Raw genomic sequence first — 26,723 nt, forward strand, 5'->3', positions numbered from 1 at the left:
CTCTGTGCCGGGCGTTCCCGCGCCAGGCCTACTCACCACCAGGCATGAAAATGGTGCACGGGCCCGATACCCTGGCCTACCTCAAGGCTGTCCGCCTGCTGCAAGGCTTGTTGCAGATAAGCTTTGGCCGCTGCCACCGTTTCAACCCAGTTTTCATGGCGCGGGCGCAACGCCGCCAGCGCCGCTGAAAGTGTGCAACCGGTGCCATGGGTGTGGCGGGTTGCCACACGCGGCGCAGTGAAACGCTGCTCCAGATCGGCGGTGAACAGCCAGTCCGGGCTTTCTTCTTCACTCAAATGCCCCCCTTTCATCAGCACCGCCTGGCACCCCATCGCCAGCAATGCCTGCCCCTGCTCACGCATTTGCCGTTCATTCTCGGCCGGTGCGCAAGCCAGCAGTGCCGCCGCCTCCGGCAGATTTGGCGTGATCACGGAAACCAGCGGCAGCAGTTCACGGCGGATGGATTCGACGGCCACGGGAGCCAGCAGCGGATCGCCGCTTTTAGCCAGCATCACCGTATCAAGCACCACATGCGGCAGTGGATAGTGGCGCAGACGTTCCGCCACCGCCATGACGATATCCGCATTCGCCAGCATGCCGATCTTGGCGCTGTCGATCCGCACATCGCTGAGCACGGAATCAAGCTGGGCGGCAACAAAAGCCGGATCGATGTGGTACACCGACTGTACCCCACGGGTGTTTTGCGCCACCAAGGCGGTGATCACGCTAGTGCCATAGGCTCCTAATGCCGAAAATGCCTTCAGATCGGCCTGAATCCCTGCGCCCCCGCTCGGATCGGTGCCCGCAATGGTCAACGCATTGATACGTTTCATTGCAGCTCCTCCGGGGCCAGTTGATAAAGTGCATCGAGAAACGCCGGGGTAAAACTGCCAGGGCCGCTGCAGCGCGCCACCGCCCGTTCACCGCATAACGACATCACGCGGCAGGCAGTGGCTACGTTATCCAACCGATCGCCCGGCAGGCTGCAAAAGGCAGCCACGACCGCAGACAGCGCACAACCGGTGCCCACCACCCGCGTCATCAGAATATCGCCACCGGTTACGGCGCAAGCACGTTCACCGTCGGTGATGTAATCCACCACTCCAGTCACGGCGACAATCGCACCACTACTGCGCGCCAGTTCGCGTGCGGCTGGCAAGGCCGCCAGCGAATCATCGTGGCTGTCGACGCCACGACCGCTGGCCTGCAGACCGCTCAGCGCCATAATCTCCGACGCGTTACCACGAATTGCCGCAGGTCGCAGCCGGAGCAGCCGCTGGGCAAATTCGGTGCGATAATCCAGGCCGCCCACCGCCACCGGATCCAACGTCCACGGCTTTTCTGCCTGATTAGCGGCCGCGATAGCGGCCAACATCGACTCGGCCCGCGCGCTGTGCAGCGTGCCGATATTGATCAGCAACGCATCCGCTAAACGGCTGAACTGTGCCGCCTCGGCAGGCTCAACCACCATCGCCGGAGAAGCGCCCACGGCCAGCAGGACATTGGCAGTCAGCTCCTGCACCACTTCGTTAGTCAGGCAATGAATCAGAGGGGAACGTTGCTTAAATTGGTGAAAACAGGCGACGGCACGGTGGCCGGGTAACACATCAGATCGAGTGAACATATTGCTCCCAACCGGCGTTCAGAAGGCGGGTACCGGTTGGATACCGAGACTTCCCTACGCTGGCATTATCCAGATCAGGTGGTACGGGTATTTCTCAGCCTTCACAAAGAAGGGCACCCCGAGTCATTGAAAAATCATCATATTTTTGTTGGCTACGCCACCAACGCCTGTTCAGGATAATCGCCAAGCCAGGGGGCTGTAAACCCATTTAGAAGAAGAGCCTGGTATAGCCCAGATAAAGGGAGATACGGATGTTTTACTGGACAGGTTTATTGTGTGAACCCAAGTTGCTGCCGATATCTTTCTGGACTGATTGCGCCCAGCTATCGACATACAAGCCAGGGTTGCCCAAGCCGCTCTTGATAAACGCACCACTGCCGGTGATATTGCCCGCGTAAACACTGGCGTCAGCCGCCGTGGCGTTGGCTGCGGTCAGGGAGGCACCGTTCAACTGGATTTCGCCGCCGATCTCTAGGGACGAACTGCTCATCCCGAGCGATGTCATCGCCCCTGCTGGAGTAGTATCATTATCGGTAGTAACTAGCCCCTTATCTACTTGCCAAAGATCGAGTGCACCCGCGCTTACGACAACCGAATCAATATCATTGTTGCTGGCAACTCGACAGAGTCCCTTTGGGTTCTTCAAATTCGCGACAAATTAATATAACGCTCTCCTGTGGGATAAATTCGCCTACCAGACCACACCAGGGGCGGCCATTTTGCTCTTGGTGGAAACGACAAAAGCGGCATTCGCCAAACATCCTCACATCTTTGCTTGCCTGAAGATGGCGCAACAATCCTAGAAAGCCCGATTTAAGCTTCTCTTCTGGAAACGATAGGAAATTACGTGTATCTAGCTGATTTTCCTCAATAACACCGCGCATAATTTCTTTTGCGTTTGGCGTCAGCACAAGATGTACTACCCGTTTATCTTTACCGTCGTTTTCCTTCCTCAACCATCCCTCGCTTTCCAGCTTGTTCAGAGACTGAGATACCGTGCCTTTTGTCAGACCAAGGTATTCTGCCGTTGCGATCGGTGTATTGGAATAATCGTTGCATTGCGATAGGTAGTAAAGGATTTGGACCCAGGTCGCAGGTAAACCTTTGAGCTGCGGATGAGAATAAATAGCCCTCATCTGCAAGTTTACCAAGCGTTCTATAATATCAAAAAGTGTCATATAACCCGTTTCCTGTTCATTGAGGAATTATGCTGGATGAGTTGAAAATTTTAGACAACGAAGATGTGACCCACTCAGCGTATCGTATCGATTCAAAACCATCTTGACAACACATCCGTTCCTCTTTATGATTAAGTTGTATCGAATCGATACCATTAAATCATAGAGAGAAGCGATTATGAGTAAAAAGGCCATTTTCTTTCACGCAGGTTGTCCAGTATGCATAGACGCAGAGCAACAAATCGCTCTGGCACTGGACCCTGCACAATACGCTGTCGAAATCGTCCATCTGGGAGAAGACAAAGTGCGCATTCAAGATGCTGTATCTGCAGGGGTAAAATCTGTGCCTGCACTGGTTCTTGATGGCGGTGTTCCGTTACACATCAATTTTGGTGCTTCCATTGACGATCTGCTTTGAAGGCAACAGAGTAAACGACAGGTACTGATAATACCTGTCATCCCGAATGTTGGTGTTATGAGAGCCTCCCGTGCTATCAGGAGGCTCTGGAGTTTAGTATGAATGAGATTCGTTATCCACGCGCGCCCGAATTAAGCATAGCTTGCTGGTTTAATACTGTAGAACCTGTCACCTTGGAGTCTCTGCGCGGTAAAGTCATCGTTATGGAGTCATTTCAGATGCTGTGTCCCGGCTGTGTGGCGCACGGTTTGCCACAAGCTGCACGCATTTACGCAACTTTCCCACAGGATGAAATTGCTGTTATCGGGCTTCATACGGTGTTTGAACATCATAAAGTGATGACGCCACTTGCACTGCAATCCTTTCTGGCTGAATACCGCATTCCCTTCCCCGTCGGAGTGGATATGCCGTCTCTGGAAAGTCATATACCCCAAACCATGCAGACATATTCTATGCGCGGTACCCCTACGCTGACATTAATTGATCGGCAAGGATATTTACGACAGCAATATTTTGGAGAAGTCAGCGACCTTATAGTAGGGGCTGAAATTGGTGCGCTACTGAATGAATCACTGCCAGTACATGAGAAAAACGCGATAGCGGGGTGCAGTGATAAACAATGCTCAATTTAGAATAGTTCAGTTTCCGTTGTCAGAAAGAACATATCAACAACAAGAAATTACACAATTTAAGTTAAAGACTCGGGACATGGCTCTTACTATCTGCTTATTCAGTATAGGGGAAGACTATCATTAAACGAACTCGATCAATATTGTTACTAGCAACCCTATTGATGCCAATTCCCCGCGTTTGTGTTGCTAGCACAAACGCGGCCACCTTCCTGCCACCGTCAAACGAAAGCAGCGCGGACCCTATCATTCTTGCCCAGCAACATTTTGAATATATTGAGTCTTATCAGGTTAAGATCATTTCTAAATCAGCTCTGGGTGAAAATAATGTGATTCGATACAGTTATCGCAAACCGGGGTATGTGCGGATGGATTTTACTGAGCCGCACCCGGGTGCGGTGCTGGTTTATAACCCAACGAGCAGCACTGTCCGCCTGTGGCCATTCGGCCTGCATCAACTCCCTGTGCTTAACCTTTCACCAGCAAACTCTTTAATACGCGATCAGAACGGCCACCGGGTGGACCAATCAGATGTTGGTACATTACTGCGCAATATCCGCAGCCTGCAACAAGGAGGTGAAACCACCATCGTTGGTAAAGAAATCTTACAGGGGCAACCCGTGTTGCATGTATCAGTCAATGGCCCTGCAGGTTTTACCGTCAGTGATGTTCACCGGTCTGAACTCTGGTTGGAGAATAGCCACCATTTTCCCATCAAAGTCGTGAGTTATGGTATTGATGGCCATGTTATAGAAAGCGTTTTTATGGATGCCATCGTATTCAACATCCAATTTCCCGATAATTTCTTTACCCCTTGATACAGAGTTTGATGGCATGGCTGAGTATCAACTTTCCACCGTCTGGCGAATCAAGTCTCCCTTGCAGGAGCTATGGGGTGTTCTTTATCATCCCGATACCAGGCCAAGTTGGTGCAGGTTATTGAAATGCCGGAAGGCTGGCACATAAATTAGGCACCTGCGTTGAGGTGGAACCATCGGCATAAATGCGTTGATAAATATCACCCTCCCAAAGGAAACATTATGCAGATAAGGCCATACCAGGAGACAGATCGACTATTTCTGCGCGTTTTGTACTTGGCCGCACGCCGATCGGCATTTACCTGGCGCGACACACGTCATTACCAGTTGGAAGATTTCGATCGCGCAACGCGAGGGGAAGAAATATGGGTTGCTGAAGAGGCTGGGAAGTTACTGGGGTTTGTAGCAATTTATCGCGCCGACAACTTCATTCACCATCTGTATGTCGATCCGTATTTGCCGCCACAGGGCGTTGGCAGCACACTGCTGCATACGGCTGAACGCACCTTTACCTCTGCCGGATCGTTAAAATGCCTGGTGAAAAATCAAAAGGCGCTGGCGTTTTACCACAAGCACGGCTGGCAGAATATTACGACGGGTTGCGATGGCGATGAAGACTATTACCTGCTGTATTTTCCAAAATAAGCGGCCACTGAAAAACCCATAACCAGCAAGTACCGGGATAAAATAGGCAGAATAAACTATGGCGCTGAAGCCACGCCCTGGATTTCACCGGTATACCCGGTACGGGAAATCGCCGTGAGCAATGTCTGATTATCAAAGCCTTCTGGCACAATCACATCTGCCTGATGCGTTTTCAGGGAGGCTTTGGCCTTAATCACGCCGTCTGTAGCACGCAGCGCTTTATTGATGGAAATAACGCACAGCGAACAGGTCATGTCTTTGATATCGATAGTGACCCTCTTGTTTTCCGCCCATACCTGCGGTGCCATTAACACCAGAGCCAGCATCAGAAAAATGCCCTTTTTCATTCCATCCACTCCCACAACGAGGGTAATACATACGGGTAGGTCATCAAGGCCAAAAGCAGCGGCACCGATAACCAATAAAGCCAGATCAAGGCCCGGCGGCTGACGACATTCACGCAGACGGGACGTGGCGAGAGATAAAGCCGCCAGAACCCTCTCAGCATCAAGCCGACAGAGAGAAAGATCATCGGCAGTTGCAGCCAGGAGAGCGCCGGGATCCCCGTCAACCCGGCAGCCGAAATGCCGAACACCAGATAGAGCAGCGGGCCGAGGCAGCAAAGCGTGGATGCAGCGGCGGCAAGCAGGGCCGCCAGCAGCGTCACCACGCTGCCCTTAAGGCTGTTCGACAGAGACGTAGTCATAGCTAAATTCAGCCGGATCGTAGAAGTTCAACGGATCGCCATCCACTTCAGCATAGGGATAACCAAAGTTATTGAGATCGCCCTGTTCCGCCACCGGTGAAAGCGCAAAGTCGCGGGCATAGTTAAAGCCCACCCAGTTCATTTCCCAGTTGCCGAACAGGTAATCACTAACGGCCTCGACTGCCGGATCGCCGTTTTCTTTTTTCTCTGCCAGACGCATTTTAGTCACATCGGCCGGATCGGCTGGCACCCAACCAAACCCTGCCAGCCAGAACATGGCCCTGCAGTGCTGCCCGCCGCTGATTTTCGCCACACCCTGTTCGTCTGCGCTACCGAACGCCTTCTTCGAATAGTTGCCGAGCTTGCGGCTGGCCCCCAGGCGAATCCCAAACATCTCGCGCGCCGGGATCCCACTGGCACGGCACAGCGCAACAAAAACAGAGTTGATGTCGGTACATTTCCCGCCCAGGTTGCCGGTTTTAAGAATTTGGCCCACGTCGCCGCTGCCACAGCCAATGACCGAATCGTCGCGATGCATATGGGTTCTTACCCAATCATGGATTAACCGCGCCTGCTGCAGAGGTGATTTCTCGCTGCCGATAATCTTCAGCGCCGTTTCTTTCACCAACCCATCCACCGGGATATGGGGCGTAGCGTTGAGATAGGGCTGTATTTCCGCCGGGAACACCAGATCGGTGTCAGGAAGATGCCATGCGGACAGTTGATTGTTCTTCAACGGTTCCCAGTCCAGGGTTTCAATCAGCATTTCCACTTTTACTTCCATCGGGCCTTTTGAATCCGGCCAGTTGGCGAACAACGTTTTGGCCGCGTAACGGTTGTTGGCCGTCAGATAAGCCTGCTGATAGTTGCCAGAGAAAGAGATGTGCTTCAGTTGCTGAAAGGCGGTATCTTCCGGTACCGGGATCCACAGATTGGCCTTACCTTCGGAACCTGCTGGCGCTTTCAGTTGATAAGTCTGCGTCATCAGAAAGCGTCTTCTTCTGTCCACGCAGGTTGCCGCCGGAGTGCCAGCGTTACGCGACTCTGACCAGGCGGGGCTTATCAGGCCAAAAGAAGATAACGCAGCAGCACCCTTGAGAAAATTACGCCTTTCCATCACATCTCCTTTATTGTCAGATAACACCAAAGCCTTGCCCACCGCCGCCGGCGAGGGAAGATAGTACGCATCCTGGCAGTACAAAACAACCGGCTTACGCCCAAGCTGGCATCAGGATTTAACAAGGAATATACGGTAAGCGCCATGGGAGAAAGTGGAGAGATATCAAGAATCACTAAAAGCCCACTTAATAGGAAGCATCAGCCTATCGCCCCCATTTAAATCCAATAAATTGGGGTTTAAATGACTTTTTTGAGCTTAAAACATCATTTAAGGGAATAACTAAGCTTGCCCGGATTTCTCGTTAATTCTATAATTTTGGGTACTAACTCGCTTTATTTGATAGGTTTTCACAATATGTTGGATTTAAGCTTCAAAAAGCCGAGTGAGATTGTCAAACAACTTTGCGAGCGCTTGCGTACTGAACGGTTGGCGCAGCAGATGACTCAAGCGGATGTGGCTGGCCGCGCTGGCATCGGCACCAATACCGTGTCCAATCTGGAAGCCGGACGTAATGTCGGCCTCGAGAACGTGGTTCGCGTGGCGATGGTTCTTGGCCGAACCAAGGAGCTCGAAGGTCTGTTCCTGCCTAAGCTAGAGAGCCTCGAAGACATTCGCCGCTACGAAAACAGCGCCAATCGTCACCGTAGCAAGAGGAAGCCCAATAATGCTTGAGCAAGTGAACGTCTACTACGAAGGCTGGGGTGAACGGTGGCTCTGGGGTACGCTGATGTCTACGACGGCCCTCACCGGCCGGCCGCAGATTATGTTTGAGTACAGCAATGAGGCAAGGCAAAGGGGCTTGGAGTTATCGTCCTACACCCTGCCGCTGGAAGGAACTCAGCTGCGTCGCGGTTCCCCCCACCAGTTGCTCCTCGGCTTCCGGCGCGAAGACAAGGCGATAGCTCATTTTTTCTTGGCATGCTCGGCGGCAAGACGCGCACGCACTGCGTCAAGAGTGATGGCACGAGACGGATCGGCCTGCAATGCGTCGTAAGCTTGCCCCACCTGGTCATGCAGCCAGTTGTCTACAGCCTTGTCCCGCGCCAGTAGCGTGCGTAAGCCATCGCGGATCACTTCACTCTCTGTTGCATATTCGCCGGTCTTCACCTTGGCTTTGATAGCTTCAGCCATTTCGTTTGGCAGCGTAATGCTTAACTGTTGTGTGGTTCGCATCATGCACCTTCTTTGCTGTGAGTATTATTTAATCCTACTCTCGGTTCACTCCAAAGTCCACGACACCACAGATAAGTTATGGTGTTGCTGGATGTAGGTTTTATGCGCAGGGATCAACGAACCAGCCCCGGCCAACTGGTGCGCCTCATCGAGTACGGTCCGTTGTTGCGGAGTGGTAAGCGGTATCCCTTTTGATTTCTTGTTGAATATTTGCAGTTGTCAGACCGCAAACTGTTTTAACAAATCAAAAGGGTTTTTTATAACTGGCTCAAACCTGAAAGCTTTACAGAGCCTCCAGCCTAGCTGGAGGTTTTCTGTGCACAACAAAAAAGCCCGCAGTTACGCGGGCTTAGAGGTGTTTTACTGCTTTTACGTACAGGCTGTTGCCAGACGCGAAATCATTCCCACTCAATCGTCGCCGGTGGCTTACCGCTGATATCATAAACCACGCGGGAAATGCCGTTCACTTCGTTGATGATGCGGTTGGACACGCGGCCGAGGAACTCATACGGCAGGTGCGCCCAATGCGCGGTCATAAAGTCGATAGTTTCTACCGCACGCAGTGAAACCACCCAATCGTATTTACGGCCATCGCCCATCACACCGACGGAACGCACCGGCAAGAATACCGTGAACGCCTGGCTGACCTTGTTGTACAGGTCCGCTTTGTGCAGTTCTTCGATGAAGATGGCATCGGCGCGGCGCAGCAGGTCGCAGTACTCTTTCTTCACTTCGCCCAGCACGCGCACGCCCAAACCTGGCCCTGGGAACGGGTGGCGGTACAGCATGTCGTAAGGCAGGCCCAGTTCCAGGCCAATCTTGCGCACTTCGTCTTTGAACAGCTCTTTCAGCGGCTCAACCAGGCCCAGCTTCATCTCTTTCGGCAGGCCACCCACGTTGTGGTGCGATTTGATCACGTGCGCTTTACCGGTAGCGGAAGCGGCAGATTCGATCACATCCGGGTAAATGGTACCCTGCGCCAACCACTTCACTTCGCTCTGCTTGCAGGCTTCTTCATCGAACACTTCAACAAACACGCGGCCGATGATTTTACGCTTGGCTTCTGGCTCATCAACCCCCGCCAGCGCGCTCAGGAAGCGGTTCTCTGCCGGAACATGCACAATATTCAAGCCGAAATGATCGCCGAACATCTCCAGCACCTGATCGGCTTCGTTCAGGCGCAGCAGGCCATTGTCTACAAACACGCAGGTCAGGCGCTTGCCGATCGCGCGGTGCAGCAGCATCGCGGTCACGGATGAATCCACACCGCCGGACAGGCCGAGGATCACATGGTCTTCACCCACCTGCTCACGAATGCGCTCAACGGCGTCTTCGATGATGGTGGCTGGCGTCCACAGGGCTTCGCAACCACAGATATCCAGCACAAAGCGCTCCAGCATACGCTGGCCCTGGCGGGTGTGAGTCACTTCCGGGTGGAACTGCACGCCGTAGAAGCGTTTCTCTTCGTTAGCCATAATGGCAAACGGGCAGGTATCGGTGCTGGCAACGGTGACGAAATCGGCCGGGATGGCGGTCACTTTGTCACCGTGGCTCATCCACACGTCCAGCAGCGGTTTGCCCGCTGGGCTGATGGCGTCTTCAATGCCGCGAATCAGCGCGCTTTCGCGGGCCACTTCCACCTGTGCATAGCCGAACTCACGTTCGTTAGAGCCTTGAACATGGCCCCCCAACTGCATCGCCATGGTCTGCATGCCGTAGCACACGCCCAATACCGGTACACCGGCAGTGAATACGTATTCCGGCGCGCGCGGGCTGTTCTGTTCGGTGGTGCTTTCCGGGCCACCGGAAAGAATGATGCCGCTTGGATTGAATTCACGGATCTGCTCTTCGCTGACGTCCCAGGCCCACAGTTCGCAGTAAACGCCGATCTCACGCACGCGGCGGGCAACCAGTTGGGTATATTGCGAACCGAAATCCAGAATGAGGATACGGTGCTTATGAATATTTTTTGACATGTGAGGCAAATTCCAGCAACAGAGAAAAAATGCAAAAAATGTATTGGGGTGAAGGCGTTCCCTTCACCCACTCATCTCCCCTCGGGGAGAGAACAAAACATTAGCCCATACGGTAGTTTGGTGACTCTTTAGTGATGGTCACGTCATGCACGTGGCTTTCTTGAATACCGGCACTGCTGATGCGCACAAATTCAGCTTTGGTACGCAGTTCGTCGATCGTACCACAACCGGTCAACCCCATGCAGGAGCGCAGGCCGCCCATCTGCTGGTGCACAATGGCTTTCAGCATGCCTTTATACGCCACGCGGCCTTCAATACCTTCGGGCACCAGTTTATCAGCGGCGTTATCGGTCTGGAAGTAACGGTCAGAAGAGCCTTTGGACATCGCGCCCAAAGATCCCATACCGCGATAAGATTTGAACGAACGGCCCTGATACAGCTCGATTTCGCCCGGAGACTCTTCCGTCCCGGCCAGCATCGAACCCACCATCACGCAGGATGCACCCGCAGCAATGGCTTTGGCGATATCACCCGAGAAGCGGATGCCACCGTCGGCAATCACCGGAATGCCGGTGCCTTCCAGCGCTTCAACCGCATCGGCAATCGCGGTGATCTGCGGTACACCCACGCCGGTCACGATACGGGTGGTACAGATAGAACCAGGGCCGATGCCCACTTTCACCGCGCTCACGCCAGCTTCCATCAAGGCTTTGGCACCGGCTGCGGTGGCCACGTTGCCCCCCACAATTTGCAGATCCGGGTATTTGGCACGGGTTTCACGAATGCGCTGCAACACACCTTCGGAATGGCCGTGTGAGGAGTCGATCAGCAGCACGTCAACACCGGCAGCCACCAGCGCATCAACGCGCTCTTCATTACCAGCACCCGCCCCCACCGCCGCACCAACGCGCAGGCGACCGTGTTCGTCTTTACAGGCGTTGGGCTTACGTTCTGCTTTCTGGAAATCTTTTACCGTGATCATGCCGATCAGATGGAAGCTATCATCCACCACCAGCGCTTTCTCAACGCGTTTTTCGTGCATTTTTTGCAGCACAACTTCACGCGCTTCGCCTTCCTTGACGGTAACCAGGCGCTCTTTCGGCGTCATCACCGCAGTGACCGGCTGGTTCAGATCGGTAACGAAGCGCACGTCACGGCCGGTAATAATCCCCACCAGTTCGTTGCCTTCGGCCACCACCGGGTAACCGGCAAAACCGTTACGGGCGGTCAGTTCCTTGACTTCGGCCAGCGTGGTGCAAGGCGTGACGGTTTGTGGATCCGTGACCACGCCGCTTTCATGCTTTTTCACCCTGCGAACTTCTTCCGCCTGGCGCTCGATAGACATGTTTTTGTGAATGAAGCCCAAGCCGCCTTCCTGCGCCAGCGCAATCGCCAGGCCGGATTCGGTTACGGTATCCATGGCTGCGGACAGCATAGGAATATTCAGGCGGATAGTTTTGGTCAGTTGGGTGCCGAGATCTGCAGTATTAGGCAGAACAGTGGAGTGAGCTGGAACGAGGAGAACGTCGTCAAACGTCAGAGCTTCTTTAGCGATACGTAGCATGGGCAATATCTCACCAAGGTGGATGCAGAAAAGATAAAATATTGCCGTGGCATTATACAGAGCGTAATCGGTTGCCTCCAGCACTTTCTCACAAAAACTCTTGATTACTTGTTACGGCGCTGTAATATCGACCAATTAAGTGGTTGTTTTAGAATTTGATCTGGGTCACATGTCGCTACCTACTTCACCGTCCATTTTTACCGTAAGCCGCCTGAATCAGACGGTCCGACAGCTGTTGGAAATGGAAATGGGGCAGATTTGGCTCTCTGCCGAGATCTCCAACTTTTCCCAACCCTCTTCCGGCCACTGGTATTTCACGCTAAAGGATGACCGTGCGCAGGTGCGCTGTGCGATGTTCCGCAACAGCAACCGCCGCACCACTTTCCGCCCACAGAACGGCCAGCAGGTATTGGTGCGTGCCAGCATCACTCTGTATGAACCGCGTGGCGACTATCAGCTGATTGCTGAAAGCATGCAACCTGCCGGTGACGGCCTGCTGCAACAGCAGTTCGAACAGTTGAAACAGCGCCTGGCGGCAGAAGGGTTATTCGATCAACAGTTCAAGCAACCGCTCCCTAGCCCGGCCAAATGCGTCGGGGTGATCACTTCCGCCAGCGGCGCTGCGCTGCATGATATTCTGCAGGTATTGCAACGGCGCGATCCCTCTTTGCCGATCGTGATTTATCCCACTTCCGTGCAGGGTGCAGAAGCGCCGTTACAGATCGTGCGCGCCATTGAGACCGCTAACCGCCGTGATGAGTGTGATGTGTTGATCGTTGGCCGCGGCGGGGGTTCGCTGGAGGACCTGTGGAGCTTTAACGACGAACGCGTGGCGCGGGCGATTTTCGCCAGCCATATACCGATCGTCAGCGCCGTCGGCCATGAAACCGACGTCACCATCGCCGACTTTGTCGCTGACCTGCGCGCACCAACGCCTTCCGCCGCCGCCGAGTTGATCAGCCGTAATCAGCTTGAGCTGTTGCGCCAGTTGCAGTCGCAGCAGCAACGGCTGGAAATGGCGATGGACTATTATCTGGCCCAGCGGCAACAACAGTTCACCCGCATCAATCACCGTTTGCAGCAACAGCACCCACATCTTCGTCTGGCGCGGCAGCAAACGCTGCTGTTCAAGCTACAGCGCCGCCTGGAAGAAGGCATGCAGCAGCGCCTGCGGCTGGCGGCCCGCCGCAGTGAACGCGCTCAGCAGCAGTTGGCGCAAATGCAGCCCATGGGCCGGATCCACCGTTTACAGCAGCGCCTTCAGCAGCAGGAATACCGCTTGCAACAAGGGCTGGAACGGCAGCTCAACGGCTATCGTCAGCGTTTTGGCGTGGCTTGCAGCCAGTTGGAAGCCGTTAGCCCATTAGCTACCTTGGCGCGCGGCTATAGCGTGACACAAACGCCGCGTGGCGAGCTGTTGAAAACCACCAAGCAGGCGCAAGTCGGGGAAATGCTGAAAACCCGCCTGCAGGATGGCTGGGTGGAAAGCGAGGTGAAAACCATCACCGTAGCAAAGAAACCGCGCAAGAAGCGTGCGGTTGAAGAGTGACCATAATCTTGCCGCAGTGAAACCAGGCTGTATCCCGCTCTTTAGCAGATACAGCCACAATGAGATTTACATTTATTTGGCAGCAATACACTCTACTTCGGCCTTAGCGCCTAATGCCAAACCGCTCACGCCAAATGCGCTGCGTGCAGGATAGGGTTTGCTAAAAAAGGTTTGATAGACTTCGTTAAACTCGGCCCACTCCGACATATCAGCTAACATTACCGTGCACTTGATAATATCCTTCATGTCATACCCTTTTTCATTCAGCGATACTCTGATATTTTCAAAAATTCTTTGCGTTTCGGCTTTAATCCCCCCCGGAATAACTTTAAAGCTATTATCCGGCTGCCTTTCTGACGCAATTTCCCCGGAGAGAAACAACAGGTTGCCGACCTTAACCGCATCAGAGAAAGGCAACCCGCTAAACTTGCCTGAATCAAAAAAGGTAATGTTATTTTCACTGCGTTGAGATTTATCTTTTGCTATTGCAGGTGCGCTGCCAGACATAAAAATCGCCACCAGAGCCATTGAGATATATTTGGTCATCATTTTCTCTCTTTATGATTAATATCGTTGCTTATTGTGGAAGTTAAACACGTTAATTTTTTCACTGGGAGAGATATAGATACAGTTTCTTATAAAAGAGGACATAACAGTACGTTGGCAGAGAATATATCAGAGAGGATCACGCCGTCGGCAATATTAAAATCGAATACAAAAAATTATCCCCAAGAGCAGCATGGAATACGCCCTTGGGGATCGGTTCCATTACGATCGTGATCGTAAATCGTTTGGAATAGCCCTTAATTTAACGCATAAACATCGCTACGCACCCCATTCACCCACAGTTCACGGGTTTCGCCCGCCGGCAGCGTGATATCCAGCGTTTGCCAGGCCGGTTTAAAATGCCCTTCGGTGGTGATGGTCAGCTCAATACGCGCGTTGTCGCTCACCGCCTGCCACAGCAGCCACAGCGCGTTATCCTGCTGCCAACCGTAGCTTTCACCGTCGTCTTCAAACAGCATCCCTGCGGAACGCCCACAGCCTTTGGTAGGGAATAATTGTAATTCCCGACGATCGTCTGCAGCAATATCCACATGGCCCAGACGTTGCGATAGCGGCAGTGCTGCACCGGCGCGCACCAGCAGCGGCAGGCGCTCCAGTGGCGCATCCACTACAATGGTCTGGCCGCCGCTGAACCATTGGCCGCTGTAGAAGCAGTACCAGCCATCGCCGTTGTCCGGCAGATAAACCTCACGCTGACGCTGCCCCTGCTCCACCACGCTGGCCACCAGCAGATCGCGGCCAATCAGGAAATCATCGGTTTCCCGCCAGGTGCGCTCATCATGCTCGTGATCGAGGAAGGTTGGCCGTAGCATTGGCTCATCGTCGGTGCTCGCCTGCCACAGCAGGGTGTAGAAGTAAGGCATCAGGCGATAACGCAGATTGATTGCCTCACGAATCATCGGCGTGGCGGCCGGATACATCCAGGGTTCATTAACGGTGGCGTCGTCGTTCCATGAATGAATCGTAAAGCGTGGATGCATCACACCGTTCTGCACCCAGCGCACAAACAGCTCGGCATCCGGTTTATCACCGGAAAAACCGCCGACGTCATGCCCGACGTTAAACAGCCCCGACAGGCTCATGCCCAATCCCATGCGGGTGTTGTAACGCAGGGTTTGCCAGTTGGTGCGGTTATCACCGCTCCAGGTTTGTACATAGCGCTGCATTCCCGCGCAGCCGGAACGGGAGATCAGATAAGGACGCAGATGCGGCGCAAACCGCTGCTGTGCCTCCAACGAAGCGCGCATCATCAGCAATGGCATCACCGGGCGGATATGCTTGATGGCTATCGGCTGGCCAAAACCGTGGCAGCGCGCCTCGCCGTCCCAGACTTCATATTCGTTGTTATCATTCCAGGTAGCATCGATGCCCATATTCAGCAGTTGCTCGGTAACGCCCTGCTGCCACCAGCGCACCGTGGCCGGGTTGGTGAAATCGAGGTGTGAACCCTCATCGTCCCAGAAACTCGAGCGCTCCGGGCTGTTGCTTTCCGAATCACGGATAAACAACCCTTGCTCTGCCACCTGCTGATACTGTGGGTGATCCTGCAACAGGCAAGGTTTGATATTCGCCGCCAGCTTCAGCCCAGCATCGTGGAAGGCTTTACTGAGCTGTTTAGGCTGCGGCACCTTGTCGTAGTTCCAGTTGAACACATAACGCTTGTTGCCAATCGAGGTGTAACCCGACGAGAGCTGGAACGAATCGCAGGGAATATCGTGCTGTTTGCACAGTTGGATAAACTGCTGCAACTGCTGCTGCGCATCCGGTGCGTCGGTGTAGTGCATGGTAGAACCGCTGTAGCCGAGGCTCCATTTCGGCCCGAAATGCGTTTTACCGGTCAGGCGCACGAAAGCCTTGGTGACATCCAGCACTTTCGGGCCGAGGAACAGATAGTAATCCAGATCGCCCGCCTCTGCCTGATAGCGGCGGTAGGCCAGATGATAGTTGTCGATCTCATTGCCGAGATCCAGCCAACAGCTGCTCAGGTTGTCATAAAACAGCCCAAAGCTGACGTCTGCCCGGCGCGTAATGGTAAACGGAATATGCTTGTAGAGCGGATCGGTGCTGGCGGCGTTATACCCCATCGCATCCAGGTTACGCATCTCAAAACGGCGGCCACTGCGCTCCAGATCGCCGGTCTTCTCACCTAAACCATAGTAGCGCTCAGCGGCATAGCGGCGCTGATAATGCGCCACCCCGTCACCATGTGCGTTGAGCAGATAAGCGCTGGTGGGGCGATCCGCCGCCAACGGCTGCCATTCACCCTCTGCGTCACAATATTCCCATTCCAACCACAGCGGTTGGTGCACCGTCACCCGCAACTGCGCGGTGGCCAGCGTTAAGGTTTCACCGTTGCGCTGCAGTTGGTAACCGGGCAAACCAAAACCGGCCACGCTGAGGCGATCCCGCCCTTCCCAAGGAACGTCCCCTTCCGGGGCAATACTCCAGGTGCGGTTCAATGCCAGCTCACCATGGCGCTTAATCAGCACGCGGAACAGTGAATTTTCCAAGACGTAGAGGCAGAACAGGTGCCGTTCATCCACCAGCAACTCAATGTGATCGGCATATTGCCCCGCCAACGTCCAATTTTTTAACGTTTTCATAAGTATCCAGCTTAAACAGTAGGTGAAGGTTTCTTACCGCGCTCGGCAATCAGGCCAATCAGGAACATGGCACCGATCAAATCAAAGAAGCCCATGGCAACGAACAGCGGGTTGAAGCCAACGGTGTCGGAAACCGCACCGATCAGCAGCGTAAACAGGAAGCTGGCGATCCAGGCGCTGGAGCCACGCATGCCGTTAACCGTCGCCACCTGGTTTTTATCGAAAGATTCCACCACCAAAGCGCTCAACATGCAGGAGATCACCTGGTGACCAAAGCCACCAACGGAGATCAGCGCGATGGCGATATAAGGATCTTTGGTGATCGCCACAAACGCCAGCGACACCATCATGAAAGCCCCGGTAACCGAGCTGGCGACCACCGAGTTCACCCGCGAACAGCCAAACCATTTGCGATACAGCGTGGTGAGATAACCACTGGCAACGCTACCGATATCCGCAGCCAGGAACGGCAGCCAGGCAAACATGGCGATCTGCTTGAGATCCATCCCGCGTTCGGTGGCGAGATAAAGTGGAACCCAGAAACTGAATACCGCCCAGGCCGGTTCAGCCAGAAACGCCGGAATGGCGATACCGTAGAACTTTTTGTTTTTGCACAGGATTGCCAGCGATTTGAAGAACGGCAGCTTTGGCAGCACCGGCTCGTTATCCTCGTTAATCAAATCAAATTCTTTCTGGCTCAGATTCGGGTGTTTCTCCGGTGAATAGTAAAACGCCCACCACAACACGACCCACACCAGCGCCAATGCGCCGGAGAACAGGAACGCTCCCTGCCAGCCAAAGGAAACGTGTGCAATGACGATGATCGGTGGTGCCAGCATCGCACCGATCGAGAAGCCTACTCCAGCCCAACCGGCGGCAATCGGCCGTTCCTTTTTTGGGAACCAGTCAGAAATGGCTTTGGCATTGGCCGGTGTCGCAGCAGCTTCCGCGCCCCCCATAAAAAAGCGCAGGATCGCCAGTTGCAGCCAACTGCCCGCTCCGGCGTGCAGCATACAAACCACCGCCCAGATACTGGCACAGATCAGGAAGCCCATTTTCAGGCCGATGACGTCAATCAGCCAACCGCAGATCGGCTGGAATACGGTGTAAGCCAATTGGAATGAGGCTACCACCCAGGAATATTGCTCGGTGGTCATGTTGAGGCTGGTTTTCAGTTCCGGTGCCAGAATACCCAACGAGTTACGGGTGATGTAGTTAACTGTCACCCCCAACAGGAACAACGCCAGCATCCACCAGCGTAACGACTTAAATTTGCGGCCGCTGCGAACAGCGGTTTGTTCGATTTCTACGCTCATCTCGAATCTCCGTGGTGACAATGCACCTTTTTGGTAGAGCACATTTTGCTATCGGAGGTGTTAACAGCGAATTCTTGTGATGATACTCACAAATATAACGTCACTGTTTTTACAACCCTATGATTTAATTTGTTTTACTTGTAATCCAGCCCAGCGAATTGGCCTGATAAATCGATAAAATTGGTGTACCAGAGCAGACTAACCAGTGAAACGAGGGAGCGAAATGGCGTTTTTTGCAAAAATTTTCATGATAAAGTTAAAATATCACTACTATGGCAGTTGGAAGCCGTTCATAAGCCAAAAAATGCTGTGAAAATATTCTCACAAACGAATTTGAAGGAGATCACAGAATGAACGGAAAGCTAAAAATACAGGAAATCGCCCGCCAAACCGGCCTTTCTATCAGTACCGTTTCCCGCGTGCTGGCAGGAAAAGCCAACACCAGCAAAGCAGCACGGCAACGGGTGCTGGAATGCGCGCAGCAGAACGGGATCTTACAGGGGCTTTCCAGCGGCAGGCTGATGCTGAACAATGTGATGATATTTGCCCCCCAGCGCGCCTTCGACGTACGTACCGATATCTTCTACTATAAGGTCATTCAGGGGATCACCGCCGCCCTGGCGCAGCATGAAGTGCGGATCCGCTATTGCGGGCTGGAAGAAATTCACAGTGACAGCGCGCTGTTTATGGAAAAAATGAGCGATCCGCAAACCGAAGCGGCGCTGATCATCGGCATTGATGACGAGCATATCCATACGCTGGCGGCCGATCTCAACAAACCCTGCGTGCTGATTAACTGCACGGATCGCCAGATGCGGCTTGACAGCGTTTCCCCCGATCATCAGTTGATTGGTGAGCACTCAGCCAACTATCTGTTCGAACAAGGCCACAGCCGCATCCTGAATCTGCAATGCCTGCGCCGTAATACCATGGAGCTGCGTTTGGCGGGCATCCGGCAGGCGTATATTCGGCATAATATTCCCTTCGACGATGGCCAACACCTGATCACCACCTCAGGTTTTGGCAGCCAAGAGGCAGAGCAAGCACTCACCACCTTTATCAGCAACATTGACGATCGGGCACGCTTGCCAAGCGCCATCCTGCTCGGCGGCGACTATATGGCCGTTGGCGCAGTGAACGCCCTTAAAAAACTGCAGCTCAGCGTACCGGGGGATATTTCGGTGATGAGTACCGACGGCTTTAATCTGGCGGAAATCCATGATGTGCCACTCACCTCGGTGCATGTACCGCGCGATGAGTTAGGCATAGAAGCTATTGGGCTGTTACAGCGCCGTATGCTGCGGCCGGACGCGCCACCGTGCAATATGCTGCTGTGCGGGCGCCTGGTGGCGCGGGCTTCGGTTAAACGCCTCAGCCCCAACAAGGTAACACCGGCGGTCAGTACCCACGATCACCGCCTGTATGATGTGTAAGCCGCCTGTGCTTAAAGCGGCTGATAACTGAATCTGACGCGCTTTTTAGAGATCAGCCCATGGCCGTTTTGGCACAGGTAATCCACTGCGCCGCAGGCTTTCAACTCTTGCAGTGGTTGCCCGCAGTCGGGGCACGCGGCAAGCTGCCGATAATCACCGTTACAGCTATCGCAGTGATAGTGACCATTCACCCAGTTCATAGGCTGGGTACAGCGAGGGCAGAGTGCTTCCATCTTTCTTTCCTTCAGGTTAAATCACACCCCACGAGCGCAGGAGATAAATCCCCAGCACGGTGGTAAAAAATGAGCCTACGGTGGTGATGGCAATGATATTAGCCGCCAGCGTGGCATTCCCCCCCATTGCGCGGGTCATGACATAGCTGCCCGATGCCGTCGGCGTTGCCGAGAACAGGAAGATAATCCCCAGCGCCGCGCCGTGAAAGCCAAATAACCATCCGCCGAATGTCATCAACATCGGCACCAGAAACAACTTGGCGGATGACGCCAGCGCGGCGACGTTGGACGAACGGAACATGGCCCGTAAATCGAGGCTGGCACCGGTACACAATAACGCCAATGGCAACGAAAGCCCGGAAATATAGCTGCCGGTTTGCTTAAACACCTGCGGAATACCCAGCCCGGTTTGTGCATAGGCCAAGCCGCTCAGCAAGCCAATAATCAGTGGATTGGTAACGATACTGCGCAACAGCGACAAACGCTTGATCTGCCTGCCCTGCCCACCTTGCAGGCTGCGCGTCAGGGTAATCACCGATAGCACATTAAACAGGAGCACCGTAACGGTCAGGTATAGCGAGGCGATGGCCACCCCCTCATCGCCATAGGCAGTCATGGCATAAGCCAAACCGACGATCGCGGTATTGGCACGAAAGCCCCCCTGCACAAACACGCCGCGCTCACGGGGGTCTTTCACCAGCCACTTCGCAGCCACTTCCAGCAGCAGGAAAGTGGCAAGAGTGCCCAAGGCACCGTAAATCACCAGCGGAAAGTTATCGCGCAACTGCGGATGATTAGTGGCAATGCTGAAAAACAGCAGGCAGGGCAGAGCCAGGTTGAACACCAGCTTGCTGGCACCGTCGATAAAACGATCGTCCATCAACCGCGTGTGGCGCAGCACGATCCCCAACAGCATCATCAGCAAATTCGGGACGGTGACGTTAAATGCAAAACTCCAGGTTTCCCAGGACATGACGTTCCTTCGCGGCTGCCGGTAAGAAGGTGGTAATGCGCAGATAATAAAACGCTTTCGGGCAGATAAAATAGGGCGCGGTATCATTTACCACGCCCTTATTACTGTTATTTTGACTTTTTCAGGTGGCTCATCAAGCGCTTACGCTTACGCATCTGGTTCGGAGTCAGGGTGTTACGCTTGCCAGCAAACGGGTTATCCCCTTCTTTAAACTGAATGCGGATCGGCGTACCCATCACGTTCAATGAACGGCGGAAATAGTTCATCAGGTAACGCTTGTACGAATCCGACAGATCGGCCACCTGGTTGCCGTGGATCACCACGATTGGCGGGTTATACCCACCGGCGTGGGCATATTTCAGCTTCACGCGGCGGCCACGCACCAACGGTGGCTGATGGTCGTCGGCAGCCATCTGCATGATTTTGGTGAGCATCGAGGTATTCACGCGACGCGTCGAACATTCGTAAGCTTCCAATACGGATTCAAACAGGTTGCCAACGCCACTGCCGTGCAGCGCAGAGATAAAGTGCACACGGGCGAAATCGACAAAGCCCAAGCGCAGATCGAGCATCTCTTTCACGTGCTCGCGATCTTCCTCGCTCATGCCATCCCACTTGTTGACCACAATCACCAGTGAGCGCCCACTATTGAGGATAAAGCCCAGCAGCGAGAGATCCTGATCGGAAATCCCTTCGCGGGCGTCGATCACCAGCAGCACCACGTTAGCGTCTTCAATCGCTTGCAGCGTTTTGATTACCGAGAATTTTTCTACGGTTTCAGTCACTTTGCCGCGCTTACGCACCCCGGCGGTATCGATCAGCACATATTCGCGCTCATCACGCACCATCGGGATATAGATGCTGTCACGGGTGGTGCCCGGCATGTCATACACTACCACTCGCTCCTCGCCGAGGATGCGGTTAGTCAGTGTGGACTTACCTACGTTAGGGCGGCCAACGATCGCCAGTTTAATTGGCAAGTCCTGCGGGTTGAAGTCTTCTTCCAGCTCTTCATCTTCGCCCTCTTCCGCCATTTCGCCGTCTTGCTCAGCCCAATAAGCGGCGTTAGCCTCTTCTTCACTCAGCTCAACTTCTTCTGGCTTTTCGGGCAGAAACGGCACCAGTACGTGTTCGATCAACTGTGCAACACCACGCCCATGGGAGGCAGCGATAGCATAGACTTCACCCAGCCCCAGCGAATAGAAATCGGCGGTAGCGGTGTCTGGATCCATACCGTCGGTTTTGTTGGCGACCAGGAAAGTGGCCTTCTGACGGCTGCGCAGATGCTGGGCAATGCCCTGATCGGCAGGCATCAACCCGGCGCGGGCATCCACCATAAACAGCACAATGTCCGCTTCTTCAATCGCCAGCAGCGATTGGCCCGCCATGCGGGTTTCTACGCCGTCTTCCGTGCCGTCAATACCCCCGGTATCGACAATGATAAATTCGTTGCCCTCAACTTCAGCACGACCATATTTACGGTCTCGCGTTAGCCCGGGGAAATCCGCCACCAGCGCATCGCGCGTATGTGTTAAACGGTTAAACAAGGTGGATTTACCCACATTCGGGCGCCCGACCAGCGCGACGACAGGTATCATGGTTGAAGCCTCATTACTTAATAATCAATGCGTAACCACGCAGCGCCACACACAGCGACAGCGTCGTTTTAAAAATACGAAACGGCCCCTGAACATCAGGAGCCGTTATCCCCTTTATCTTTCAAGCGGCGGCGCTGCTGGCTGTACCACTCAGTGACCGCCTGACCGCAACTTGAAATCTATTGGGTATATAAACCGGTACGACAGCCAGCGTTAGCGGGTGAAAGCGTAAACTTTACCGCCACGCGCCTGGATCAGCAGCTTATCGCCAGCCACCACCGGTGCAGATAGGAAGCCGGAGCTATCCACTTTCTGCTGGGCCACAAAACGGCCATCGGTGGTGTTGATCCAGTGCAGGTAGCCTTCGGCATCCCCAACCACCAGATAGCCGTTATACAGCGCTGGTGCGGTCAGATTACGGTGCAGCAGATCGCTCTGCGTCCACAGGCTGGCACCACCGTCAGTGTTCATTGCCACGACACGATCGTTCTGATCGGCCAGATAAATACGACCCGCGTCAACGATGAAATCGTTCACCGACCCCATCTCGCGTTTCCATATGATCTGGCCAGAACGCAGATCCAATGCCGTCAGGTTACCATTGTAACCCAGTGCATACACCACGTTATCAACAATCACCGGGGTGGTATCCACATCGTTCAGGCGATCGATTTCGGTCGCGCCGCTTGGCTGGGAAATACGCTGTTGCCAAATCAACTGGCCCTGCTGCATCAGCACGGCGCTGACGCGGCCATTATCACCGCCGACAATCGCGGCACCAAAGGCAACGGCAGGTGCAGATTCGCCACGCAGCGACAGAGAAGGAATATCCAGGTTGACGGTCCACTTGATAGCACCATCAGATTCATTCAATGCCTGCAACTGGCCGTTCGTGGTATGGATCAGCACCATGCCATCGGCAACGACCGGGCGGGAAATCGCTTCACCCGCCACGTTAGTCTGCCACGTCACTTTGCCATCTGCGGTATTCAGCGCATAAACCACCGCTTTCTCACTGCCAACGTATACGTTGGCGCCGGAAACCGTCAGGCCGCCAGAGAGTAACGCCGGTTGATTGCTGGAGAAGAAATGGGTTTTCTCTGAGAGATCCACCGTCCACTTCTCTTTACCATCTAACAGATCCATCGCTTTTACGATGCCACGGCGATCGGCCGCATACACGGTGCCATCCTGGTAAGCCGGACGCAGGTGAGAATAGTAGCTACCAATACCGTCACCCACCGAGGTGCTCCACACCGTATTTGGCGTGAACTGATTTTCAACCTTTGGCAGCGGCGACATGGTAACCACGTCTTCTTCACTGCTAAACAGCGAACAACCACTCAGCAAGGTAACGGAAACCAGCCCGACCAAGAGTGTTTTACGCAATTGCATGGGAATCCCCTTAGCTGGACAAGTTATTCAATTTCATGCGCATCAATCCTGCAAGCGCCTGGGAAGCATTGGACTCGATGCCTTTGCCGTAAGCTTCACGGGCACCTTGGATGTCGCCTTTCGCCAACAGTACGTCACCGCGCACGTCTTGCATCATTGCTGCCCAGCCCTCACCCTTCACGCCCTCTAGCGTTTTCAGCGCTTCATCCAGCTTTTTCTCCTGCAACTGAACGCGTGCCAGGCGCAGGTTGGTCACCGCCAGCAGGCTTTCGTCTTTGGCATGGCTCTGCGCCAGCACCAACTGCTGTTCTGCCTTGGCGAAATCGTTTTGCTCAACAAAATACTTCGCCAACTGCAGTGCCGCCAACACGCCGTAATTATTGCTGTTGGCCTGGATAAATTTCTCTGCCGCCACCACATCATCGGCTTTAGCATCGATAAGCTGTTCGCTGACCTGCTGGTAAGCATCCGAAGCCGCCATCATGCTGGCATTTTGGTGGCTCTGCCAATAGCGCCACCCCAACAGGGCACCAATACCGAGCACAACGCCCACGGCCAATGCTTTACCATTTTCGCTAAAGAACCGGCGCACGGCATCAAGTTGTTCGTTTTCAGTGGTATAAACTTCCACGGTGTCCTTCTCCTTAACCTAACATCAAAGCCAGACGCGTTGCGACTTCGCTTTGCGCCAGCGTTTCTTGTTCACCACTGCGCAGGTCTTTGACCACCACCTGCTGTGCCGCCACTTCATCTTCACCCAAAATCAGGGCAATGCGAGCACCCCATTTGTCTGCACGGGTGATCTGCTTCTTAAAGTTGCCGCCGCCATAGTTGGTCATCAATTTAATCTGCGGTGCTGCATCACGCACGCTTTCTGCCAGTTGCATCGCCGCACTCTGTGTGCCTGCACCGGAAGAGATCACATACACATCAATGGTAGCCGGCGCTTTGAAGTCTGGATTCACGGCCTGAACTAGCAACACTAAACGCTCTAACCCCATGGCAAAGCCCACGGCAGGCGTTGCCCGCCCGCCCAATTGCTCAACCAGGCCATCATAACGGCCACCGGCACACACGGTACCCTGTGCACCAAGGCTGGTAGTCACCCACTCAAATACCGTGCGGTTGTAATAGTCCAGACCACGAACCAGACGTTCGTTGATGGTATATGGGATACCTGCCTGCGCCAAAAGTTCACACAAGCCATTGAAATGCGACCTGGACTCTTCATCCAGATACTCAGAAAGGCGCGGCGCATCATTCAGCAGGGCCTGCACATCAGGATTTTTGGAATCCAGTACGCGCAGCGGGTTGCTGTACATCCGGCGCTTGCAGTCTTCGTCCAGTTTGTCCTGATGTTGTTCCAGGAAGGTAACCAGTGCATCGCGGTAATTGGCACGCGCAGCCAACGAACCTATCGAGTTCAGCTCCAGCTTGACGTGCTCGGCAATACCCAACGCCTTCCACCAGCGGGCGCTCAGCAGGATCAGTTCAGCATCAACGTCCGGGCCTTGCAGGCCAAAGACTTCGGCCCCTAACTGGTGGAACTGACGATAACGGCCTTTTTGCGGGCGCTCGTAGCGGAACATCGGGCCGATGTACCACAGACGCTGCTCCTGATTGTACAGCAGACCATGTTCGATACCGGCGCGCACGCAGCCAGCCGTTCCTTCCGGGCGCAACGTCAGGCTTTCGCCGTTGCGATCCTCAAAGGTGTACATCTCTTTTTCTACAACATCGGTCACTTCACCAATGGCGCGTTTAAATAACGGGGTCTGCTCTACAATCGGCAACCGGATTTCGCTATAACCGTAGCTGCTCAGCACCTGCTTAAGAGTGCCTTCAATTCGCTGCCATAATGCCGTGTCTTCCGGCAGGTAATCGTTCATGCCGCGAATGGCTTGAATGTTTTTTGCCACGTGAGTTCTCTGTCCGTTTTATATAAAAATGAAACCGATTATAGGGACTTTGCCATCCGCAGTTCAACGTGGATGCGCTTTTAAGCCCCTCGTGCTCATCAACAGGCGGGCTTAAATGCCCGCCGTATTGATTATTGCATGCTTATTTTTCCAGCAGATTGATCGCAATGCGGTTGGATTGATCCAGCATTGCCGCTTTGGCACGGATCTTCGCTTCGAGCTGGTCGATCATCTGCTCGTTGTCAAAACGCTCTTTCTGGCGCACACCGTCTTCGTAGAAGCCACTCTTTTTGTGCCCACCGGTCACGCCTAAGGTCGACACCAGCGCTTCACCTGGCCCGTTCACCACGCAGCCGATAATAGAAACATCCATCGGCGTGATGATATCTTCCAGGCGCTGTTCCAAGGCATTGACGGTGCCAATCACGTCAAACTCCTGACGCGAACAGGTCGGGCAGGCGATAAAGTTGATGCCACGCGCGCGGATGCGCAGCGACTTCAGAATATCAAAACCGACCTTCACTTCTTCGACCGGATCGGCAGCCAGTGAGATACGTAAAGTATCACCGATGCCTTCCGCCAACAGCATACCCAGGCCAATCGCCGACTTCACGGAGCCACTGCGTGCGCCACCGGCTTCGGTAATCCCCAGATGCAACGGCTGGTCGATCCTTGCCGCCAGCAAACGATAGGATTGCACCGCCAGGAAGACGTCAGACGCCTTTACGCTCACCTTAAACTGGTCAAAGTTAAGACGATCGAGAATATCGACGTGGCGCATGGCCGATTCCAGCAAGGCTTCCGGCGTTGGTTCACCGTATTTTTCCTGGATGTCTTTTTCCAGAGAACCGCCGTTCACACCGATACGGATGGGAATATTTTTATCACGTGCACAATCAACCACCGAACGAATGCGTGATTCATTACCAATGTTGCCGGGGTTGATACGCAGGCAATCGACGCCGTATTCGGCAACCTGCAACGCGATGCGGTAATCGAAATGGATGTCGGCCACCAGCGGCACATTAACCTGCTGTTTGATCAGCCGGAATGCTTCAGCGGCGTCCATGGTAGGAACAGAAACGCGCACGATATCGACACCCACGCGCTCCAACGCTTTGATTTGATTCACCGTTGCTGCAACATCGGTGGTACGTGTGTTGGTCATTGACTGCACGGCAATCGGTGCACCATCGCCAATAGGCACCTTGCCGACGTAAATACGTGTTGATTTGCGACGGTTAATGGGTGCTTGGTTATGCATCACTTACTCTCCATTGTTGCTC

At 54.0% G+C, this 26,723-nt stretch carries 27 protein-coding genes, 1 pseudogene and 1 riboswitch; of the genes and pseudogenes, 8 read left to right on the top strand and 20 right to left on the bottom strand.

Annotated features, from left to right (window positions below):
- Nucleotides 1-32 precede the first annotated feature (32 nt).
- The 4 genes from thiD to WG891_RS20825 all read right to left on the bottom strand — a co-directional run bounded on the left by thiD (nucleotide 33) and on the right by WG891_RS20825 (nucleotide 2,802).
- Nucleotides 33-833, bottom strand: a complete 801-nt coding sequence (thiD, locus tag WG891_RS20810) for a bifunctional hydroxymethylpyrimidine kinase/phosphomethylpyrimidine kinase (protein WP_337264569.1) — start codon at nucleotides 831-833, stop codon at nucleotides 33-35.
- The gene (gene thiM, locus WG891_RS20815; RefSeq protein WP_337264570.1) at nucleotides 830-1,624 is read right to left on the bottom strand and encodes a hydroxyethylthiazole kinase; all 795 of its coding nucleotides are present in this window, start codon (nucleotides 1,622-1,624) and stop codon (nucleotides 830-832) included. The genes thiD and thiM overlap by 4 nt, the downstream gene beginning before the upstream one ends.
- Nucleotides 1,625-1,658: 34 nt before the next feature.
- Nucleotides 1,659-1,755, bottom strand: a riboswitch (TPP riboswitch).
- Between the two features lie 125 nt (nucleotides 1,756-1,880).
- A complete protein-coding gene (locus WG891_RS20820) occupies nucleotides 1,881-2,129 on the bottom strand; it encodes a hypothetical protein (protein ID WP_337264571.1) in 249 nt (82 codons plus the stop codon).
- 97 nt (nucleotides 2,130-2,226) lie between these two features.
- Nucleotides 2,227-2,802 carry a MarR family winged helix-turn-helix transcriptional regulator gene (locus tag WG891_RS20825; RefSeq protein ID WP_337264572.1) on the bottom strand — a complete coding sequence of 192 codons (576 nt, stop codon included), beginning with the start codon at nucleotides 2,800-2,802 and terminating at the stop codon, nucleotides 2,227-2,229.
- Between the two features lie 178 nt (nucleotides 2,803-2,980).
- Here WG891_RS20825 and WG891_RS20830 point away from each other — a divergent pair, with 178 nt between their 5' ends.
- The 4 genes from WG891_RS20830 (at nucleotide 2,981) to WG891_RS20845 (ending at nucleotide 5,312) form a co-directional block, all read left to right on the top strand.
- Nucleotides 2,981-3,220 carry a thioredoxin family protein gene (locus WG891_RS20830; RefSeq protein WP_337264573.1) on the top strand — a complete coding sequence of 80 codons (240 nt, stop codon included), beginning with the start codon at nucleotides 2,981-2,983 and terminating at the stop codon, nucleotides 3,218-3,220.
- A 98-nt stretch (nucleotides 3,221-3,318) separates the two neighbouring features.
- Nucleotides 3,319-3,852 (top strand): redoxin domain-containing protein, encoded by a 534-nt coding sequence (locus WG891_RS20835; protein ID WP_337264574.1) that lies wholly within the window; start codon nucleotides 3,319-3,321, stop codon nucleotides 3,850-3,852.
- A gap of 161 nt (nucleotides 3,853-4,013) precedes the next feature.
- On the top strand, nucleotides 4,014-4,667 hold the full coding sequence (locus WG891_RS20840) for a DUF1571 domain-containing protein (protein WP_337264575.1): 654 nt from the start codon (nucleotides 4,014-4,016) through the stop codon (nucleotides 4,665-4,667).
- A gap of 222 nt (nucleotides 4,668-4,889) precedes the next feature.
- Entirely contained in the window at nucleotides 4,890-5,312 is a 423-nt protein-coding gene (locus WG891_RS20845) for a GNAT family N-acetyltransferase (RefSeq protein ID WP_337264576.1), read from the top strand.
- A 56-nt stretch (nucleotides 5,313-5,368) separates the two neighbouring features.
- On the opposite strand, the gene WG891_RS20850 is transcribed toward WG891_RS20845, so the two are convergent.
- The 3 genes from WG891_RS20850 to WG891_RS20860 are packed head-to-tail and all read right to left on the bottom strand — an operon-like array spanning nucleotide 5,369 to nucleotide 7,135.
- Complete coding sequence (locus WG891_RS20850; protein WP_337264577.1) at nucleotides 5,369-5,659, bottom strand: heavy-metal-associated domain-containing protein; 291 nt, start codon at nucleotides 5,657-5,659, stop codon at nucleotides 5,369-5,371.
- Nucleotides 5,656-6,018: a mercuric transporter MerT family protein gene (locus WG891_RS20855; RefSeq protein WP_337264578.1), complete on the bottom strand. Its 363-nt coding sequence runs from the start codon at nucleotides 6,016-6,018 to the stop codon at nucleotides 5,656-5,658. Before WG891_RS20855 ends, WG891_RS20850 begins: the two co-directional genes overlap by 4 nt.
- Nucleotides 5,990-7,135: a transglutaminase-like domain-containing protein gene (locus tag WG891_RS20860; RefSeq protein WP_337264579.1), complete on the bottom strand. Its 1,146-nt coding sequence runs from the start codon at nucleotides 7,133-7,135 to the stop codon at nucleotides 5,990-5,992. The genes WG891_RS20855 and WG891_RS20860 overlap by 29 nt, the downstream gene beginning before the upstream one ends.
- A gap of 357 nt (nucleotides 7,136-7,492) precedes the next feature.
- On the opposite strand from WG891_RS20860, the gene WG891_RS20865 reads away from it, so the two are divergent.
- Both WG891_RS20865 and WG891_RS20870 read left to right on the top strand, forming a co-directional pair.
- Nucleotides 7,493-7,810: a helix-turn-helix domain-containing protein gene (locus WG891_RS20865; protein ID WP_443006287.1), complete on the top strand. Its 318-nt coding sequence runs from the start codon at nucleotides 7,493-7,495 to the stop codon at nucleotides 7,808-7,810.
- A pseudogene (locus WG891_RS20870) lies at nucleotides 7,803-8,006 on the top strand (type II toxin-antitoxin system HipA family toxin); the annotation flags it as partial. The gene WG891_RS20865 and the pseudogene WG891_RS20870, both read left to right, overlap by 8 nt.
- A 35-nt stretch (nucleotides 8,007-8,041) precedes the next feature.
- Here WG891_RS20870 and WG891_RS20875 read toward each other — a convergent pair.
- The 3 genes from WG891_RS20875 to guaB form a co-directional block, all read right to left on the bottom strand.
- On the bottom strand, nucleotides 8,042-8,311 hold the full coding sequence (locus WG891_RS20875) for a ribbon-helix-helix domain-containing protein (protein WP_337264611.1): 270 nt from the start codon (nucleotides 8,309-8,311) through the stop codon (nucleotides 8,042-8,044).
- Between the two features lie 398 nt (nucleotides 8,312-8,709).
- Nucleotides 8,710-10,287, bottom strand: coding sequence for a glutamine-hydrolyzing GMP synthase (guaA, locus tag WG891_RS20880; protein ID WP_156294489.1), 1,578 nt, complete (start codon nucleotides 10,285-10,287; stop codon nucleotides 8,710-8,712).
- 100 nt (nucleotides 10,288-10,387) lie between these two features.
- Nucleotides 10,388-11,851 (bottom strand): IMP dehydrogenase, encoded by a 1,464-nt coding sequence (guaB, locus tag WG891_RS20885; RefSeq protein ID WP_076942773.1) that lies wholly within the window; start codon nucleotides 11,849-11,851, stop codon nucleotides 10,388-10,390.
- A gap of 169 nt (nucleotides 11,852-12,020) precedes the next feature.
- Between guaB and xseA the strand changes: the two genes are divergently transcribed.
- A complete protein-coding gene (gene xseA, locus WG891_RS20890; RefSeq protein ID WP_337264580.1) occupies nucleotides 12,021-13,400 on the top strand; it encodes an exodeoxyribonuclease VII large subunit in 1,380 nt (459 codons plus the stop codon).
- 72 nt (nucleotides 13,401-13,472) lie between these two features.
- On the opposite strand, the gene WG891_RS20895 is transcribed toward xseA, so the two are convergent.
- The 3 genes from WG891_RS20895 to WG891_RS20905 all read right to left on the bottom strand — a co-directional run bounded on the left by WG891_RS20895 (nucleotide 13,473) and on the right by WG891_RS20905 (nucleotide 17,886).
- Nucleotides 13,473-13,949: a RidA family protein gene (locus WG891_RS20895; protein WP_337264581.1), complete on the bottom strand. Its 477-nt coding sequence runs from the start codon at nucleotides 13,947-13,949 to the stop codon at nucleotides 13,473-13,475.
- Between the two features lie 254 nt (nucleotides 13,950-14,203).
- Nucleotides 14,204-16,570, bottom strand: a complete 2,367-nt coding sequence (locus WG891_RS20900) for a glycoside hydrolase family 31 protein (RefSeq protein ID WP_337264582.1) — start codon at nucleotides 16,568-16,570, stop codon at nucleotides 14,204-14,206.
- An 11-nt stretch (nucleotides 16,571-16,581) separates the two neighbouring features.
- Nucleotides 16,582-17,886 (bottom strand): MFS transporter, encoded by a 1,305-nt coding sequence (locus WG891_RS20905; RefSeq protein ID WP_337264583.1) that lies wholly within the window; start codon nucleotides 17,884-17,886, stop codon nucleotides 16,582-16,584.
- Nucleotides 17,887-18,236: 350 nt separating this feature from the next.
- On the opposite strand from WG891_RS20905, the gene WG891_RS20910 reads away from it, so the two are divergent.
- A complete protein-coding gene (locus tag WG891_RS20910) occupies nucleotides 18,237-19,319 on the top strand; it encodes a LacI family DNA-binding transcriptional regulator (RefSeq protein WP_337264584.1) in 1,083 nt (360 codons plus the stop codon).
- 11 nt (nucleotides 19,320-19,330) lie between these two features.
- Here the strand turns inward: WG891_RS20910 and WG891_RS20915 are convergent, their stop codons facing one another.
- The 7 genes from WG891_RS20915 to ispG all read right to left on the bottom strand — a co-directional run bounded on the left by WG891_RS20915 (nucleotide 19,331) and on the right by ispG (nucleotide 26,701).
- Nucleotides 19,331-19,552 carry a zinc ribbon domain-containing protein gene (locus WG891_RS20915; RefSeq protein WP_076942767.1) on the bottom strand — a complete coding sequence of 74 codons (222 nt, stop codon included), beginning with the start codon at nucleotides 19,550-19,552 and terminating at the stop codon, nucleotides 19,331-19,333.
- 16 nt (nucleotides 19,553-19,568) lie between these two features.
- Nucleotides 19,569-20,525, bottom strand: coding sequence for an AEC family transporter (locus WG891_RS20920; RefSeq protein WP_337264585.1), 957 nt, complete (start codon nucleotides 20,523-20,525; stop codon nucleotides 19,569-19,571).
- Nucleotides 20,526-20,632: 107 nt separating this feature from the next.
- Nucleotides 20,633-22,123: a ribosome biogenesis GTPase Der gene (gene der, locus WG891_RS20925; protein ID WP_337264586.1), complete on the bottom strand. Its 1,491-nt coding sequence runs from the start codon at nucleotides 22,121-22,123 to the stop codon at nucleotides 20,633-20,635.
- A gap of 213 nt (nucleotides 22,124-22,336) precedes the next feature.
- The gene (gene bamB, locus WG891_RS20930; RefSeq protein WP_337264587.1) at nucleotides 22,337-23,518 is read right to left on the bottom strand and encodes an outer membrane protein assembly factor BamB; all 1,182 of its coding nucleotides are present in this window, start codon (nucleotides 23,516-23,518) and stop codon (nucleotides 22,337-22,339) included.
- A gap of 10 nt (nucleotides 23,519-23,528) precedes the next feature.
- The gene (locus WG891_RS20935; protein WP_076942763.1) at nucleotides 23,529-24,149 is read right to left on the bottom strand and encodes a YfgM family protein; all 621 of its coding nucleotides are present in this window, start codon (nucleotides 24,147-24,149) and stop codon (nucleotides 23,529-23,531) included.
- Between the two features lie 13 nt (nucleotides 24,150-24,162).
- Nucleotides 24,163-25,437, bottom strand: coding sequence for a histidine--tRNA ligase (gene hisS / locus WG891_RS20940; protein WP_076942762.1), 1,275 nt, complete (start codon nucleotides 25,435-25,437; stop codon nucleotides 24,163-24,165).
- Between the two features lie 142 nt (nucleotides 25,438-25,579).
- Entirely contained in the window at nucleotides 25,580-26,701 is a 1,122-nt protein-coding gene (gene ispG / locus WG891_RS20945) for a flavodoxin-dependent (E)-4-hydroxy-3-methylbut-2-enyl-diphosphate synthase (protein WP_076942761.1), read from the bottom strand.
- Between the last annotated feature and the right edge of the window lie 22 nt (nucleotides 26,702-26,723).

The organism is Serratia sp. MMO-28, assembly GCF_037199905.1.
GTDB lineage: Bacteria > Pseudomonadota > Gammaproteobacteria > Enterobacterales > Enterobacteriaceae > Chania > Chania oryzae.

What these genes read in the sequence shown, in the direction of transcription:
- WG891_RS20910 (WP_337264584.1), top strand. Translation starts at nt 18,237, where the DNA reads ATGAACGGAAAGCTAAAAATACAGGAAATCGCCCGCCAAACCGGCCTT.
- guaA (WP_156294489.1), bottom strand. Translation starts at nt 10,287, where the DNA reads ATGTCAAAAAATATTCATAAGCACCGTATCCTCATTCTGGATTTCGGT.
- WG891_RS20865 (WP_443006287.1), top strand. Translation starts at nt 7,493, where the DNA reads ATGTTGGATTTAAGCTTCAAAAAGCCGAGTGAGATTGTCAAACAACTT.
- WG891_RS20820 (WP_337264571.1), bottom strand. Translation starts at nt 2,129, where the DNA reads ATGACATCGCTCGGGATGAGCAGTTCGTCCCTAGAGATCGGCGGCGAA.
- WG891_RS20835 (WP_337264574.1), top strand. Translation starts at nt 3,319, where the DNA reads ATGAATGAGATTCGTTATCCACGCGCGCCCGAATTAAGCATAGCTTGC.
- WG891_RS20915 (WP_076942767.1), bottom strand. Translation starts at nt 19,552, where the DNA reads ATGGAAGCACTCTGCCCTCGCTGTACCCAGCCTATGAACTGGGTGAAT.
- WG891_RS20840 (WP_337264575.1), top strand. Translation starts at nt 4,014, where the DNA reads ATGCCAATTCCCCGCGTTTGTGTTGCTAGCACAAACGCGGCCACCTTC.
- WG891_RS20825 (WP_337264572.1), bottom strand. Translation starts at nt 2,802, where the DNA reads ATGACACTTTTTGATATTATAGAACGCTTGGTAAACTTGCAGATGAGG.
- WG891_RS20900 (WP_337264582.1), bottom strand. Translation starts at nt 16,570, where the DNA reads ATGAAAACGTTAAAAAATTGGACGTTGGCGGGGCAATATGCCGATCAC.
- ispG (WP_076942761.1), bottom strand. Translation starts at nt 26,701, where the DNA reads ATGCATAACCAAGCACCCATTAACCGTCGCAAATCAACACGTATTTAC.
- der (WP_337264586.1), bottom strand. Translation starts at nt 22,123, where the DNA reads ATGATACCTGTCGTCGCGCTGGTCGGGCGCCCGAATGTGGGTAAATCC.
- thiM (WP_337264570.1), bottom strand. Translation starts at nt 1,624, where the DNA reads ATGTTCACTCGATCTGATGTGTTACCCGGCCACCGTGCCGTCGCCTGT.
- WG891_RS20875 (WP_337264611.1), bottom strand. Translation starts at nt 8,311, where the DNA reads ATGCGAACCACACAACAGTTAAGCATTACGCTGCCAAACGAAATGGCT.
- WG891_RS20850 (WP_337264577.1), bottom strand. Translation starts at nt 5,659, where the DNA reads ATGAAAAAGGGCATTTTTCTGATGCTGGCTCTGGTGTTAATGGCACCG.
- WG891_RS20905 (WP_337264583.1), bottom strand. Translation starts at nt 17,886, where the DNA reads ATGAGCGTAGAAATCGAACAAACCGCTGTTCGCAGCGGCCGCAAATTT.
- WG891_RS20845 (WP_337264576.1), top strand. Translation starts at nt 4,890, where the DNA reads ATGCAGATAAGGCCATACCAGGAGACAGATCGACTATTTCTGCGCGTT.
- xseA (WP_337264580.1), top strand. Translation starts at nt 12,021, where the DNA reads ATGTCGCTACCTACTTCACCGTCCATTTTTACCGTAAGCCGCCTGAAT.
- WG891_RS20920 (WP_337264585.1), bottom strand. Translation starts at nt 20,525, where the DNA reads ATGTCCTGGGAAACCTGGAGTTTTGCATTTAACGTCACCGTCCCGAAT.
- WG891_RS20830 (WP_337264573.1), top strand. Translation starts at nt 2,981, where the DNA reads ATGAGTAAAAAGGCCATTTTCTTTCACGCAGGTTGTCCAGTATGCATA.
- bamB (WP_337264587.1), bottom strand. Translation starts at nt 23,518, where the DNA reads ATGCAATTGCGTAAAACACTCTTGGTCGGGCTGGTTTCCGTTACCTTG.
- thiD (WP_337264569.1), bottom strand. Translation starts at nt 833, where the DNA reads ATGAAACGTATCAATGCGTTGACCATTGCGGGCACCGATCCGAGCGGG.
- WG891_RS20855 (WP_337264578.1), bottom strand. Translation starts at nt 6,018, where the DNA reads ATGACTACGTCTCTGTCGAACAGCCTTAAGGGCAGCGTGGTGACGCTG.
- WG891_RS20860 (WP_337264579.1), bottom strand. Translation starts at nt 7,135, where the DNA reads ATGGAAAGGCGTAATTTTCTCAAGGGTGCTGCTGCGTTATCTTCTTTT.
- WG891_RS20895 (WP_337264581.1), bottom strand. Translation starts at nt 13,949, where the DNA reads ATGATGACCAAATATATCTCAATGGCTCTGGTGGCGATTTTTATGTCT.
- guaB (WP_076942773.1), bottom strand. Translation starts at nt 11,851, where the DNA reads ATGCTACGTATCGCTAAAGAAGCTCTGACGTTTGACGACGTTCTCCTC.